Below are 13,782 nucleotides of genomic sequence, written 5' to 3' on the forward strand. Positions count from 1 at the left end.
CTAAATGACTACCAATCAAATTTATTTCTTCTTTTATTAATTCATTATCATGATCTTCTTTAATTTCCGGTATGATTTTATTGGTTACCAATTCATGGTATAGGGCTTTAGAATCCTCATTCATCTTTGATTCATGGTTTTGAATACTCTTTTTCCATACAAATATATATCAATTGGAATTTGCTTCAATTTTTGTACCATCAATAAAAATAGCTTTATCATCTATAAGATTTTGTTTTACACACTGACTGTAAAATTGTTTCAACAATATCATTTACATGTCGTGAAATATCATTTGTGGGGATAAGAACTGAAGTTTCCATTAGTAGAGTAAGTTGAGTCATGTAATAATTTTTATACATAAGGCACCTCGTTAATGTAGTTTAGTGATGTTTATTAAATTATACGAAAGTGCTTTATTTTTTTAAAAGTATTACAATGTAAAATTACATATAAATACAAAGTATTTTAGCGAGACTCTTGCGTTGATTATTAATGAACATAAGTGCTAGCGCACTTATGTAAGAAATTCTAAAGATGAACTACGAATGACGTTGTGTGACGCCTGAGGGAGTAGGATGAGTGTCGAGACCGCGGCTCGACCCATCCCCCTAGGCAAGCATCACAACAGAATGAGTAAATGTTCATCTAAGAATTTCTTTAGAGGACTACAGGCTGAAGCTGTCCCATAAGAAGGGCCCCAACACAGAGAAACTGAGTTAATCAGTTTCTACAAGCAAAGCACGTTGGGCAAGCGAGCCAACAATACGGAGTATTGTAAATAAAGAAGCCAGTAAATGAATTTGTTAAAACTCATTTACTGGCTATTTCTCTAGGAATTATGTCCCAGACTCTTATTTGAGTTAGAAGCTGACCAAAAAGACAAACTTATCTCAAGTTCAGTCAACTACGCCGTAATATAACGACCCAATGTTTAAATTATTTTTCGTTGCTACGTCTTATTTATTAAACGTTTCGTCTAAAAATGATTCTACTTGCTCAGGTGATTTAGCATTTGCAGAATGTAAATGTGCGCGTTTATTACCATTTTCAAATACTAATAAACTAGGAATACCCATTACATCATTTTCTGCAGCTACATCTTCAAGTTCATCACGATTTACAGTGTACCAATCGTAATCGTTATACTTTTCAACGATTGGATCAATCCACATATCCATTGCTTTACAATCAGGACACCAACCGGCTTCAAATTTAACGATAACGGGTTTATCACTTTCGATTGTTGATTTAAACGCATCAGTTGTAGTAATACTTTGCATAATAAACGCTCCTTTTAATTAATACTAAATGTATTATAACGAATAATTTACTTTAAATGAAAAATTAAGCTTAAAATATAGAGCGTTTACATAGATTATCTGATATATTTAAAATAAGACGAAATAGGAGGTTACATCTGAATGATTAAATTTTATCAATATTCAAATTGCACAACTTGTAAAAAAGCAGCAAAATTTTTAGATGCGCATGGCGTAAGTTATGAACCGATTGACATTGTACAACACACACCAACTAAAAAAGAGTTTGAAGATATTATCGATAAAACAGGTGTAGAAGTTAATAAACTATTTAATACGCATGGTGCAAAATATAGAGAATTAGGTTTAAAAGATAAATTAAAAGATTTATCTACTGATGAAAAATTAAATCTATTAGCTTCAGATGGCATGTTAGTTAAACGACCACTAGCTATTTCTGGAGAAAACATCACATTAGGATTTAAAGAAGATCAATACAAAGAAATTTGGTTATAGTTTAAAATTACAAATTTTATTTATATAAATTATTGTAACTTTTACTTTAATAGTTGAATGAAACCTTACTGTATGGCATCATTAAATTGTAATTAATTTTAGGAGGGGATTCTCGTGGCAGTACCGAGCGAATTAAAATATTCAAAAGAACATGAATGGGTAAAAGTTGAAGGCAACACAGTAACAATTGGTATCACTGAATACGCACAAGGCGAATTAGGTGACATCGTATTTGTTGAATTACCAGAAGTTGATGATGAAATCAACGAAGGGGATACTTTTGGTAGTGTAGAATCAGTTAAAACTGTTTCTGAATTATATGCGCCAGTATCTGGTAAAGTTGTAGAATCAAATGAAGAATTAGAAGATAGTCCTGAGTTTGTTAACGAATCACCATATGAGAAAGCATGGATGGTTAAAGTTGAACTTAGCGATGAAAGTCAATTAGATGAATTATTATCAGCTGATCAATACAAAGAAATGATTGGTGAATAATTAATTTAAACTCCTTGATTGCGATCATGGAGTTTTTATTTTGTCTTTTTATCTATAAAGTAATCATCTCAGTTTGGTATGGCGTCTTTGATTGCGTACATTGTTAAGTAATTGTAAATGATGTTTAAGGTATTCGCGTTCTGTGAAGAAGTAACTGATTGTTTATTATCGACTTAGAAGGTGGATTAACATGGCAATTTTAAATAAAGTTATAATTGTTGAAGGCAAATCTGATAAGAAGAGAGTACAACAAGTCATCGCTGAACCTATCAATATTATTTGTACGCATGGTACAATGAGTATTGATAAATTAGATGACATGATTGAAACATTATATGACAAGCAAGTCTTTGTGCTAGCAGATTCAGATGACGAAGGTGAAAAGATAAGAAAGTGGTTTAAACGTCATCTTAGTGAATGTGAACACATTTATGTTGATAAAACATATTGTGAAGTTGCTAGATGTCCCAAGAACTATCTTGCCCATGTATTGAGTAAACATGGCTTTACAGTACGTAAAGAAAAACGTCTAATTCCCAATTTAACGACTGAAAGGTTAGTAATCATGCATGAGTAAATCTATAGAAATTGAAGATATTAGTGAGAATTTTAATAAAGATAAACACCTCATTTTCGGATACACACCGATGTGTGGTACATGTAAAATGTCTGAGCGAATGCTCGATATTGCGAATGAAATACTACATTTACCCGTTAAAAAAATCGATTTGAATTACCATCCTAAATATAGTGAACGTAACAAAATTATGTCAGTACCTGTTCTAATTGTTATGAATAAGGACATAGAGGTAGATAGAATTTATGCATTTCAATCTGTACCTTATTTGTTAGAAAAATTAAAATAATTGTTGACGAAATTATAGTGCAATGGTAGGATATAAATTAATTAAATAGTGCGAAAACTCTTATCAAGAGAGGTGGAGGGATGTGCCCTATGAAGCCCGGCAACCGTCTAATATTAGAAATGGTGCCAATTCACATAAAGTTAATTACTTTAGAAGATGAGAGAAAGATGAATCAATGCTTTCTCAACTTAATCTAAAGTGAGAAAGCATTTTTTTAATTACATAATGAATTTTAAGGAGGCACTAAACGTGATTGAGTTAAATCAAGTTGTTAAACGCTATCACACAAAAGATAAGGATGTACTAGCAGTTGATCACGTTAACTTAAATATAGAAACGGGCTCTATTTTTGGAGTTATCGGATTCTCTGGTGCTGGTAAAAGTACGTTAATTAGAATGTTCAATAATCTAGAAGCGCCTACATCTGGCGATATTATTATAGATGGCGATAATATTAACAAACTTTCAAAAGCAGAATTAAGGAAAAAACGTCAAAAAGTAAGTATGGTATTCCAACACTTTAACTTATTATGGTCAAGAACGGTACTTCGCAATATTATGTTCCCGTTAGAAATTGCAGGATACTCTAAAGGTAAAGCAATTGAAAGAGCACGAGAATTAATTGATCTTGTTGGTTTGAAGGGACGAGAAAATGCTTATCCTTCTGAATTATCAGGTGGTCAGAAACAAAGAGTCGGCATCGCACGAGCTTTGGCAAACGCACCAGATGTTCTATTATGTGACGAAGCTACTAGTGCATTAGACCCACAAACAACAGATGAAATATTAGACTTACTGTTAAAGATTAAAGCGCGCGAAAATCTTACAATTGTGATCATCACACATGAAATGCACGTTATCAGACGTGTTTGTGATGAAGTAGCAGTTATGGAAAGCGGACGTGTGATAGAGCAAGGTAAAGTAACGCAAGTATTTGAAAATCCACAACACGAAGTGACTAAACGCTTCGTGAAAGATGATTTAGATGATGATTTTGAAGAATCTATCCAACATCTTGAACCGTTAGATTCAGATGCTTATATCGTTAGACTTAATTTCAATGGTGATAATACGACAGAACCCGTTGTTTCGTACATAAGTAAAACACATAACATTGATATCAATATTCTTGAGGCAAATATTAAAAACACACGTGGCGGTGCAGTAGGCTTCTTAGTGGTTCACATACCACATATTGCTGAAACAGAATTTGAGACATTTAAAGAAGATTTACATCAGCAACATGTAAATGTGGAGGTGATTAAGCATGGATAAATCATACGGTGATATTTTTAAAGAGATGATTACAATGCCTAACGTCCAGTGGCCAGAAGTATGGCAAGCCATTTATGAAACGCTTTATATGACTATTGTTTCGACGATTTTCGCATTTATTTTTGGTTTGATTTTAGGTGTACTTTTATTCCTATCAGCCAAGAGTAATTCGAAAGGTGCTAGAGTCTTTTATAGTATCGTTTCATTTATAGTTAACCTGTTCCGAGCAATTCCATTTATCATCTTAATCTTGTTATTAATTCCATTTACAAGTGTCTTACTCGGAACAATCAGTGGTCCAACGGGTGCTTTACCAGCATTAGTCATCGGCGCAGCGCCATTCTATGCAAGATTAGTTGAAATTGCTTTTAAAGAGATAGATAAAGGTGTTATAGAAGCGGCTTGGTCAATGGGAGCAAGTACTTGGACGGTTGTTCGTAAAGTACTATTACCAGAAGCAATGCCAGCACTCGTTTCAGGTATTACCGTAACAGCAATCGCATTAGTTGGATCTACTGCAATTGCAGGTGTTATTGGTGCAGGTGGTTTAGGTAACTTAGCTTACTTAACAGGATTTACGCGTAACCAAAATGATGTCATTTTAGTTTCAACTGTATTTATTTTAATTATCGTATTTATAATCCAATTTATTGGGGATTGGATTACAAATAAAATTGACAAACGCTAAAAGAAAAGAGGAATGATTCAATGAAAAAACTTTTAAGCTTAATTTTAGTACTAACATTAACTGTCGTTTTAGCAGCTTGTGGCAATGGTAGTGGGGACAAAGATAAGAAAATCGTTGTAGGTGCATCTCCAGCACCACACGCTGAAATTCTAGAAAAAGCGAAACCTTTACTTAAAGAGAAAGGCTATGATCTAGAAATTAAAACAATTAACGATTACACAACACCAAACAAATTGTTAGATAAAGGTGAACTAGACGCGAACTATTTCCAACACGTACCTTACTTAAAAACTGAAAGTAAAGAAAAAGGATACAAAATTGAAGATGCAGGTAAAGTTCACTTAGAACCAATGGCTGTTTACTCTAAAAAATATAAAAGTTTAAAAGACCTTCCTAAAGGTGCAACAGTATATGTTTCAAATAACCCAGCAGAGCAAGGTCGTTTCTTAAAATTCTTTGTTGATGAAGGATTAATTAAAATCAAAAAAGGTGTAAAAATCGAAGATGCTAAATTCGAAGATATCACTGAAAATAAAAAAGACATTAAATTTAACAGTAAACAATCAGCAGAATATCTTCCAAAAATCTATCAAAACGAAGATGTAGATGCTGCAATCATCAACTCTAACTATGCAATTGATCAAGGATTAAGTCCACAAAAAGATTCAATTGCTGTTGAAAAAGCAAACAACAACCCATACGCAAACTTAATTGCAGTTCAAAAAGGACATAAAGATGATGAAAAAATCAAAGCTTTAATGGAAGTATTACAATCTAAAGAGATTCAAGACTTCATTAAAGATAAATACAAAGGTGCAGTTGTACCAGCGAAGTAAGCATAGAGGCTAGGACATCAATAATATAATGATGCTATTTTGCAAATTCATAGTAGCTGACTGAACTGAAAAAAGCGCTTAAATTAAACTTTTTCAGTTCTAGTCAACCTTGAGGATGCGGAGCCCTAGCAAAGAGAATTTCATTAAGAAATGCTTCAAGTAAAGCAAGCTAGGAGTCGGGGCCCCAACACAAAAAATCACGAAAGTGATTTTACCAGCTAAGCAAGTTGGGGTTACGACGAATTTTAAAAGAATTCTGTCCACTCCTTTAATTTAGAAAGATTTTCTATCTTTATACAGTATGCCGACACCTTGTCCGCCAGATCCCATTGTATAGTCAAATTTTATAACTTCGATGTATGGATTTTCTTCTAAGAAACGATTTACCTTTTTAGTGAGGCCACTTTCAGTCATTGCGGTAAAATTAATGAATTTCATTATAACCACTCCTTAAATTGATTTATTTCATTATCATTATAATTGAACTCATATGTAGAATGAAAAAATTAAATTTTTACGAATATAATGTTTAAACATGTTATAGTGTGGTATTTATTACTATACAAGATATACAGACTATCAAGGAGGAATCTCAAATGGCTGAAGATAAATTTGAACAAGCAAAAGGTAATTTAAAAGAAACTGTTGGTAATGCTACTGACAATAAAGATTTAGAAAAAGAAGGTCAAAGCGACAAAGCTTCTGGTAAAGCTAAAGAAGTTGTTGAAAACGTTAAAGAAAAAGCAAACGATGTTATCGATAAAGTAAAAGGTAACAACGATAATAAATAATTTGTTTATAAGACGAAGCGTAAGTGCTAAGCACTTGCGCTTTTTTTTATATCCAAGCAACTTTTGTTGAGACGCTTGCCTAAGGGAAAGTTTATAGAATCTTTGTATTCAATACATCGCTTGTCTTTGTCATTAGTATAGGGAACTTTATGAATAGAGACACTATTATTTTGTAATAAAACTTTAAGAAAATAAAAAATTATTTGAAAATCTAGTTAAAAAGTATTACAACGCATTTTGTTTTAAATTATAATCAAATTATAAAATAGGGGTGGGTGATTTAAAGTGAAAACAGATTATATTTTAGGATTAGACATAGGTATAACTTCAGTTGGATATGGCATTATAAATTACAATGACAAATCAATTATTGATGCCGGAGTGAGGTTATTTCCTGAAGCTAATGTAGAAAATAATGAAGGACGTAGAAGTAAAAGAGGCGCTAGAAGGTTAAAAAGACGAAGAATCCATAGATTAGAGCGGGTTAAACAATTATTAAAAGATTATAAGTTACTCGATTCTATTGATGTCATCCCTCAATCAACAAACCCTTATGAAATAAGAGTGAGAGGGTTACGAGAAAAATTAACGAGAGATGAATTAGCAATCGCATTATTACATTTAGCTAAAAGACGCGGTATACATAATATAGATGTTATAGATCAAGAAGAGGATGCATCAAACGAACTTTCTACAAAAGAACAGTTATCAAAAATAATCATTTATTGAAAGATAAATTCGTATGTGAACTTTTACTTGAAAGATACAATGAAGGTAAAGTTAGAGGCGAGAAAAATAGATTTAAGACGGCAGATATTGTTAAAGAAATAAGACAAATTTTAGAAACACAAAAAGAAATGCATCATTAGGATAATAGTTTTATTGATAAGTATGTTGAATTAGTGGAGACAAGAAGAGAATATTATGAAGGTCCAGGTGAAGGTAGTCCTTACGGATGGGGTGCTGATTTAAAGAAATGGTATGAACATTTGATGGGCCGTTGTACATATTTTCCTGAAGAATTAAGAAGCGTTAAGTATGCATACTCTGCTGATTTATTTAATGCATTAAATGATTTAAATAACTTAGTAATTCAAAGAGATGGGCTAAATAAGTTAGAATATCATGAAAAATACCACATCATTGAAAATGTGTTTAAACAAAAGAAAAAACCTACTTTAAAACAAATTGCTAATGAAATAGGTGTAAAACCAGAAGATATAAAAGGTTATAGAATAACTAAATCCGGTAAAGAAAACTTTACTGAATTTAGACTGTATCACGATTTAAAAAAATCCCTAAAAGACCAAAGTATATTGGAAAATATTCAATTATTAGATCAAATTGCTGAAATTATAACTATCTACCAAGATAAAGAGAGCATTAAAAAAGAATTAGAGCAATTAGCTGAACCAATTAATGAAATAGATAAGGAAAGTATTTCTAACTTAGCTGGTTATAACGGTACACACCGACTTTCTTTAAAATGTATAAACTTAGTATTAGAGGAATTATGGCATACTTCTAGAAATCAAATGGAAATCTTTGCATATTTAAATATTAAACCTCGAAAAATTAACTTAAAGAAAGCAAATAAAATACCTAAAGATATGATTGATGAGTTTATACTATCTCCAGTAGTTAAAAGAACGTTTGGTCAAGCAATCAATGTTATCAATAAAGTAATAGAAAAATATGGTGCTCCTAAAGATATTATTATTGAGTTGGCTAGAGAGAATAATACTAAAGATAAACAAAAGTTTATTAATGAATTACAAAAGAAAAATGAAAAAACAAGACAGAGAATAAACGAGATTATCGGAAAAACAGGTAATCAAAATGCGAAGCGATTAGTTGAAAAGATTAGACTTCATGATGAACAAGAGGGCAAATGTCTGTATTCTCTTGAGAGTATACCATTGGAAGACTTATTAAATAATCCTAATCATTATGAAGTTGACCATATTATTCCTAGATCTGTATCATTTGATAATTCATATCAAAATAAAGTTCTCGTTAAGCAAACAGAAAATAGTAAAAAAGGTAACCGTACACCATACCAATACCTGAATTCAGGGGAAGTAAAACTGTCTTATAATCAGTTTAAACAACATGTGTTAAATCTTAGTAAATCAAAAGATAGAATTTCGAAGAAGAAAAAAGACTATTTACTAGAAGAACGAGATATAAATAAATTTGAGGTACAAAAAGAATTTATTAATCGAAACTTAGTTGATACGCGATACGCTACAAGAGAATTAACCAATTATTTAAAAGCGTATTTCAGCGCTAATGATATGGATGTTAAAGTTAAAACAATCAATGGTAGCTTTACTAATCATTTAAGAAAAGTATGGGAATTCAAAAAAGAACGTAACCATGGTTATAAGCATCATGCTGAAGATGCGCTAATTATCGCTAACGCTGATTTCTTATTTAAAGAAAATAAAAAGTTAAAAGCAGCAAATAAGGTTTTAGAACAACCAGAACGTAAAGAGATAGAAACTAAAATTGAAGTTGATAGTGATAAAGAATACCAAGATTTATTTGTCATTCCACAGCAAGTAAAAGAAATTAAAGAATTTAGAGATTTTAAATATTCGCATAGAGTGGATAAGAAACCAAATAGACAATTAATCAATGACACGCTTTATTCAACAAGAGTAAAAGATGATGACTTATATATCATCTCGCCGATTAAGAATATTTATAGTAAAGATAATACAGATTTAAAAAAACATTTTAATAAGAATCCTGAAAAATTCTTAATGTATCAAAATGATCCAAAAACGTTTGAAAAACTAGAAGTGATTATGAAGCAATACGCTAATGAGAAAAATCCATTGGCTAAATATCACGAAGAAACAGGAGACTATTTAACTAAATACAGTAAGAAAAATAATGGACCAATTGTTAAATCGATTAAGATGTTTGGTAAAAAGGTTGGAAATCATTTAGATGTTACAAATCAATACAGCAATTCGAGAAACAAACTTGTGAAATTATCATTTAAGTCGTATCGTTTTGATGTGTATCTGACTGATAAAGGTTATAAATTCGTTAGCATTACATATTTGGATGTACTTAAAAAAGATAATTATTATTATATTCCTGAAGCCAAATACGAGAAATTAAAATTAAATAAAGGTATCGATGCTAAAGCTAAATTTATTGGAAGTTTTTATTATAATGATTTGATTGAACTAGATGGTAAAGTATATACAATTATTGGGGTCAATAATGATAAGAAAAATGCTATAGAGCTCAATTTACCCGACATTAAATATACGGAATTCTGTGAAATGAATAATATTAAATCAACACCAAGAATTTTTAAAACAATTGGAAGAAAAGTTGAAAGTATTAGAAAATTATCTACTGACGTTCTAGGAAATAGATATTATCAATCTTGCGCCGAAAAGCCACAATTAATATTTAAAAAAGGAATCTAAGCTATGAGTTGGAGAATTGTGTATATAACAGAAGTTAATCACATGTCACTTAATTTAAATAGCTTGAAAATCAAAAAAGGCGATCTAGAAACTAAGATTCCTTTAGCTGATATTTTTGCGTTAGTTATTGAAGATTTAACTGTTACATTAACATCCAGATTATTAGTAGAACTCTCGGATTATAATATTTTAGTTATCTTTTGCAATCAAAAGCATTTGCCAGAATGCACTTTACAACCGATATCAGGTCATTTTAATCAATATGCGCAAATGAAAGCGCAATTAAAATGGGATGTAGCTCGTAAAAGTGAATTGTGGCAATCAATTGTAAAGCAAAAAATTCAAAATCAAATTGAATGTATGAAGTACATGCACATTGATACTGTGCGAATTCAAAAAATGACAGAGTTATAGCAGTCAGTATTGATATATGATCGGAATAATATTGAGGGTCAAGCTGCAAAATACTATTTTAATAGTTTCTTTAAAGATTTTACGAGAGATAATGATGCGCTTATAGAGAATGCGGTTTTAAATTATGGGTACACTATTTTGAATGCTGCAATAGCTAGAACGATAGTCGCAAAAGGTTTAATACCAGCAATTGGCATCCACCATATTGGAGGGAGAAATCATTTTAACTTAGCATCAGATTTAATTGAACCATTTAGGGCGCTAGTTGATTTGTTCTTATTGAAACATCCTCCTGAAGACTATTTAACAAAAACGTATAGATTAAAAATAATTAATCTATTACATGCTCGTGTTGAAATTGATGGAAAAATGCAAACGGTTATTCGAGCTATTGATATCATGGTGCAATCTATAATTGAGTATTTTAAAGACGGTGATATTAAATCATTAAAGTTTCCTAGTTTGAGTAAATATACATTTTATGAGTTATAGATTTATGAGAGTACTATTAATGTTTGATTTACCAGTTGAAACTAAAAAACAAAGAAGAATTTATAGTAAATTTAGAAAGCAACTCATTGAGGATGGATTTTTAATGATGCAATACTCAATTTATATCAAGAGTGTCATAAATAAAGATGCGGCAAACCAAACTATAAAAAAAGTAAATACTTTTCTACCTCAAGAAGGTCATGTCAGGGCACTCATGATAACTGAAAAGCAATATCAACATATGCAAATACTTTTAGGAGAAGAAAATCATAATATAGAACTATTAGGTGATAATAGAACTATTATTTTTTGATAAGAGAAAATATGGAACATATCATATGGCAAATAAAATCTGAAGCAGTACCTACAATGAATCTGAATATTGGCCAATACACTGCTATTTATAATGAATTTGAAACCATTGAAGAGGACATACTTGAACTTATTGATCAATATTTTAAAAAAAGAAACTCAAATAAGAATGAAGTTTCTATTATAGAATGTACTAGTCATGAACTAATTTCTAATCTTGAATATGAGAGTTTTATTATTGATAATAACAAAATAGAACTTGAGCATTCATTAGGCGCCACATCTATTTTGAATAAGAAACTCCAAAGAGATTTTGCTAATCATATTGAAAGTTCAGGATATTTAAATTCTATTAATCAACTTCTAAATGATTTACTAGAGATGATTAATTACAATGAATTACCTTTACAAATAAAGACTGTAGATATTAAATATTTCATTAAGTTATTAAGCTTTGAATATGAAATGAAGAAGGATTATACAAAATTAGTAAACAGAATAGAGCAAGTGCTACCTTTAATCGTTGATGAATTAAACAAGTTACACAATAATCATTTATTATTGATTTACTTATATCCTGAAGCAAATTTAAGTCCTAAAGAACAAATAAAGTTGAAAGAATTATTGTTAACGCTCGATGCAAACATAATTGTATTAACAGGATCATTACATTTTCTATCCGAAGAGTGGAAATACAATAACTATATAAGAGATGGTGAGCAAAAAAACACATCTGAATTTCTGGAAGAATTAGAGTGGAATGCGCCACTTAATTTTGATAAGAGGGATCTAGAAGAAAGTTTGAACCGATTCATTTTAACTTATCAAGATAAATTAGAATTAAATCCCATAATATCTAATTATCAAATAGCACAAATTATGTTATTTAGTGCTATTGACATATATGTTGGCATTTCATATATGCAACATTGTAATCATAAATTTGAATTGAAAATTAAAAATGAATTACTGCCTAAAAGCATCAATAAATATTTAAATCAACAATCGTTGAATTAATTACTTTGCTATAATTAACATAATAATCTATTATTATCTTAGTGAATGAGCTTAGCTAACTTGTTCACTGAGATACCTTTTTATAAACTAATTCTTTTAGCGATTTTATATTGCTAGAGGTTTTAGTACTCTGTAATTTTAGGTATAAGTGAAACAAGCGAATATGGTGGACGGGGTGCATCCTAGTTTTAGTACTCTGTAATTTTAGGTATAAGTGAAACTAACCACCAATGTGATTTCCTGTCATAGTAGTTTTAGTACTCTGTAATTTTAGGTATAAGTGAAACAACTAAGACATACACATGCTACATTACTTTGTTTTAGTACTCTGTAATTTTAGGTATAAGTGAAACCCCAATGTTGTTTACGCTTAGCTGGGTTATGTTTTAGTACTCTGTAATTTTAGGTATAAGTGAAACACGCATACAATGTAGGTGATACATTTCCGCGTTTTAGTACTCTGTAATTTTAGGTATAAGTGAAACTATTTAAATCAGCGCTTAAAAAACATAAGTGTTTTAGTACTCTGTAATTTTAGGTATAAGTGAAACTATCTAGCCAATCTTTCTTTTTAGTACCAGGTTTTAGTACTCTGTAATTTTAGGTATAAGTGAAACATTCGTTGATTTCATCTTGCGATAAAATGTGTTTTAGTACTCTGTAATTTTAGGTATAAGTGAAACAAACAGTATGAGCATGATTGGTTCTATCATGTTTTAGTACTCTGTAATTTTAGGTATAAGTGAAACTGATAACGTTAATGGTCGCTTTTTTAATGGTTTTAGTACTCTGTAATTTTAGGTATAAGTGAAACAGGAAGCCGAAAGAACTGCAGATTCGGGTAGTTTTAGTACTCTGTAATTTTAGGTATAAGTGAACGTTACATTGATGCTACACCGCAAGATTGAAGTTTTAATACGCTAGTACTTCAGGCACAACTATTTTAAATAGCGATTATTAAGTGCTATTACTTTCAAATGATTTGATTAAAGTGATTATCTCTATAATTACGCCGATCCATTATTCCTTTCAAATAATCCATAATATTGAGATCAATTATTTGGGGAAGAATGTAGAAATAGTTAATATTAATTAAAATAGTAGTTGACTAACATGCTAAGGTAGAAATATAATAAATGTAAGGAACAAGTTTAGCTAACTTGTACTTATACCTAAAATTACAGAATCTACTAAAACAAGACTTTATGTCGTGTTTATCCCATTAATTTATTAATGGGATTTTTTCGGCTCTATAATAATTTGGACTGATGACAAAATTCATCAGTCCAATTTTTATGTTTTGAATACAAAAATGGCGCAATCACCTCTATAATTATTAGTTACCACAACAAATAAAAAAGAAAGG

15 protein-coding genes, 2 pseudogenes, 1 CRISPR repeat array and 1 riboswitch are annotated in these 13,782 nt (G+C 30.6%); of the genes and pseudogenes, 14 read left to right on the top strand and 3 right to left on the bottom strand.

All coding sequences use genetic code 11. From position 1 onward, the window contains the following. Together KA828_RS07275 and KA828_RS07280 are read right to left on the bottom strand one after the other, a co-directional pair. Nucleotides 1-362, bottom strand: a pseudogene (locus KA828_RS07275) (IS5/IS1182 family transposase); the annotation flags it as partial. A gap of 597 nt (nucleotides 363-959) precedes the next feature. Further along, nucleotides 960-1,283 (bottom strand): thioredoxin family protein, encoded by a 324-nt coding sequence (locus tag KA828_RS07280; protein WP_053029857.1) that lies wholly within the window; start codon nucleotides 1,281-1,283, stop codon nucleotides 960-962. A gap of 141 nt (nucleotides 1,284-1,424) precedes the next feature. Here KA828_RS07280 and KA828_RS07285 point away from each other — a divergent pair, with 141 nt between their 5' ends. From KA828_RS07285 to KA828_RS07315, 7 genes are all read left to right on the top strand, one after another. Beyond that, complete coding sequence (locus KA828_RS07285; RefSeq protein WP_053029856.1) at nucleotides 1,425-1,778, top strand: arsenate reductase family protein; 354 nt, start codon at nucleotides 1,425-1,427, stop codon at nucleotides 1,776-1,778. Nucleotides 1,779-1,892: 114 nt separating this feature from the next. After that, nucleotides 1,893-2,273, top strand: coding sequence for a glycine cleavage system protein GcvH (gene gcvH / locus KA828_RS07290; RefSeq protein ID WP_053029855.1), 381 nt, complete (start codon nucleotides 1,893-1,895; stop codon nucleotides 2,271-2,273). A gap of 190 nt (nucleotides 2,274-2,463) precedes the next feature. Continuing rightward, entirely contained in the window at nucleotides 2,464-2,850 is a 387-nt protein-coding gene (locus KA828_RS07295) for a toprim domain-containing protein (RefSeq protein WP_053029854.1), read from the top strand. Continuing rightward, a complete protein-coding gene (locus KA828_RS07300; RefSeq protein WP_075109418.1) occupies nucleotides 2,843-3,139 on the top strand; it encodes a thioredoxin family protein in 297 nt (98 codons plus the stop codon). Before KA828_RS07295 ends, KA828_RS07300 begins: the two co-directional genes overlap by 8 nt. A gap of 57 nt (nucleotides 3,140-3,196) precedes the next feature. Continuing rightward, nucleotides 3,197-3,302: riboswitch (SAM riboswitch) on the top strand. 86 nt (nucleotides 3,303-3,388) lie between these two features. Next, nucleotides 3,389-4,414 (top strand): methionine ABC transporter ATP-binding protein, encoded by a 1,026-nt coding sequence (locus tag KA828_RS07305; protein ID WP_210125934.1) that lies wholly within the window; start codon nucleotides 3,389-3,391, stop codon nucleotides 4,412-4,414. Next, on the top strand, nucleotides 4,407-5,102 hold the full coding sequence (locus KA828_RS07310) for a methionine ABC transporter permease (RefSeq protein ID WP_075109416.1): 696 nt from the start codon (nucleotides 4,407-4,409) through the stop codon (nucleotides 5,100-5,102). The genes KA828_RS07305 and KA828_RS07310 overlap by 8 nt, the downstream gene beginning before the upstream one ends. Before the next feature lie 20 nt (nucleotides 5,103-5,122). Beyond that, nucleotides 5,123-5,938: a MetQ/NlpA family ABC transporter substrate-binding protein gene (locus KA828_RS07315; RefSeq protein WP_053029847.1), complete on the top strand. Its 816-nt coding sequence runs from the start codon at nucleotides 5,123-5,125 to the stop codon at nucleotides 5,936-5,938. A gap of 273 nt (nucleotides 5,939-6,211) precedes the next feature. Here KA828_RS07315 and KA828_RS07320 read toward each other — a convergent pair whose 3' ends face one another. Further along, the gene (locus tag KA828_RS07320; RefSeq protein WP_016931019.1) at nucleotides 6,212-6,376 is read right to left on the bottom strand and encodes a hypothetical protein; all 165 of its coding nucleotides are present in this window, start codon (nucleotides 6,374-6,376) and stop codon (nucleotides 6,212-6,214) included. A 158-nt stretch (nucleotides 6,377-6,534) separates the two neighbouring features. Between KA828_RS07320 and KA828_RS07325 the strand changes: the two genes are divergently transcribed. From KA828_RS07325 to KA828_RS07345, 7 genes and pseudogenes are all read left to right on the top strand, one after another. Further along, entirely contained in the window at nucleotides 6,535-6,729 is a 195-nt protein-coding gene (locus KA828_RS07325; protein ID WP_053029845.1) for a CsbD family protein, read from the top strand. Between the two features lie 285 nt (nucleotides 6,730-7,014). Continuing rightward, nucleotides 7,015-7,458: a type II CRISPR RNA-guided endonuclease Cas9 gene (cas9, locus tag KA828_RS13145; RefSeq protein WP_245336064.1), complete on the top strand. Its 444-nt coding sequence runs from the start codon at nucleotides 7,015-7,017 to the stop codon at nucleotides 7,456-7,458. Beyond that, nucleotides 7,455-7,598 carry a hypothetical protein gene (locus KA828_RS13150; RefSeq protein ID WP_245336065.1) on the top strand — a complete coding sequence of 48 codons (144 nt, stop codon included), beginning with the start codon at nucleotides 7,455-7,457 and terminating at the stop codon, nucleotides 7,596-7,598. The genes cas9 (KA828_RS13145) and KA828_RS13150 overlap by 4 nt, the downstream gene beginning before the upstream one ends. Nucleotides 7,599-7,631: 33 nt before the next feature. Continuing rightward, nucleotides 7,632-10,181, top strand: a complete 2,550-nt coding sequence (cas9, locus tag KA828_RS13155; protein ID WP_348634776.1) for a type II CRISPR RNA-guided endonuclease Cas9 — start codon at nucleotides 7,632-7,634, stop codon at nucleotides 10,179-10,181. Nucleotides 10,182-10,184: 3 nt separating this feature from the next. Beyond that, nucleotides 10,185-11,087 (top strand): annotated as a pseudogene (gene cas1, locus KA828_RS07335) (type II CRISPR-associated endonuclease Cas1). A 4-nt stretch (nucleotides 11,088-11,091) separates the two neighbouring features. After that, nucleotides 11,092-11,400 carry a CRISPR-associated endonuclease Cas2 gene (cas2, locus tag KA828_RS07340; RefSeq protein WP_193839594.1) on the top strand — a complete coding sequence of 103 codons (309 nt, stop codon included), beginning with the start codon at nucleotides 11,092-11,094 and terminating at the stop codon, nucleotides 11,398-11,400. Between the two features lie 11 nt (nucleotides 11,401-11,411). Continuing rightward, the gene (locus KA828_RS07345; RefSeq protein ID WP_210125936.1) at nucleotides 11,412-12,416 is read left to right on the top strand and encodes a hypothetical protein; all 1,005 of its coding nucleotides are present in this window, start codon (nucleotides 11,412-11,414) and stop codon (nucleotides 12,414-12,416) included. Between the two features lie 119 nt (nucleotides 12,417-12,535). Then, nucleotides 12,536-13,296: direct repeats of the CRISPR family, unit length 36 nt; unit sequence GTTTTAGTACTCTGTAATTTTAGGTATAAGTGAAAC. Nucleotides 13,297-13,782 lie beyond the last annotated feature (486 nt).

The sequence above is a fragment of the Staphylococcus sp. GDY8P85P genome (genome assembly GCF_017892405.1).
In the GTDB taxonomy this organism is placed as follows: Bacteria; Bacillota; Bacilli; order Staphylococcales; family Staphylococcaceae; genus Staphylococcus; species Staphylococcus borealis.

Coding starts and splice junctions, on each gene's coding strand:
- KA828_RS07315 (WP_053029847.1), top strand. CDS start 5,123: ATGAAAAAACTTTTAAGCTTAATTTTAGTACTAACATTAACTGTCGTT.
- KA828_RS07325 (WP_053029845.1), top strand. CDS start 6,535: ATGGCTGAAGATAAATTTGAACAAGCAAAAGGTAATTTAAAAGAAACT.
- cas2 (WP_193839594.1), top strand. CDS start 11,092: ATGAGAGTACTATTAATGTTTGATTTACCAGTTGAAACTAAAAAACAA.
- KA828_RS07285 (WP_053029856.1), top strand. CDS start 1,425: ATGATTAAATTTTATCAATATTCAAATTGCACAACTTGTAAAAAAGCA.
- KA828_RS07310 (WP_075109416.1), top strand. CDS start 4,407: ATGGATAAATCATACGGTGATATTTTTAAAGAGATGATTACAATGCCT.
- KA828_RS07295 (WP_053029854.1), top strand. CDS start 2,464: ATGGCAATTTTAAATAAAGTTATAATTGTTGAAGGCAAATCTGATAAG.
- KA828_RS07300 (WP_075109418.1), top strand. CDS start 2,843: ATGAGTAAATCTATAGAAATTGAAGATATTAGTGAGAATTTTAATAAA.
- KA828_RS07320 (WP_016931019.1), bottom strand. CDS start 6,376: ATGAAATTCATTAATTTTACCGCAATGACTGAAAGTGGCCTCACTAAA.
- KA828_RS07280 (WP_053029857.1), bottom strand. CDS start 1,283: ATGCAAAGTATTACTACAACTGATGCGTTTAAATCAACAATCGAAAGT.
- KA828_RS07345 (WP_210125936.1), top strand. CDS start 11,412: ATGGAACATATCATATGGCAAATAAAATCTGAAGCAGTACCTACAATG.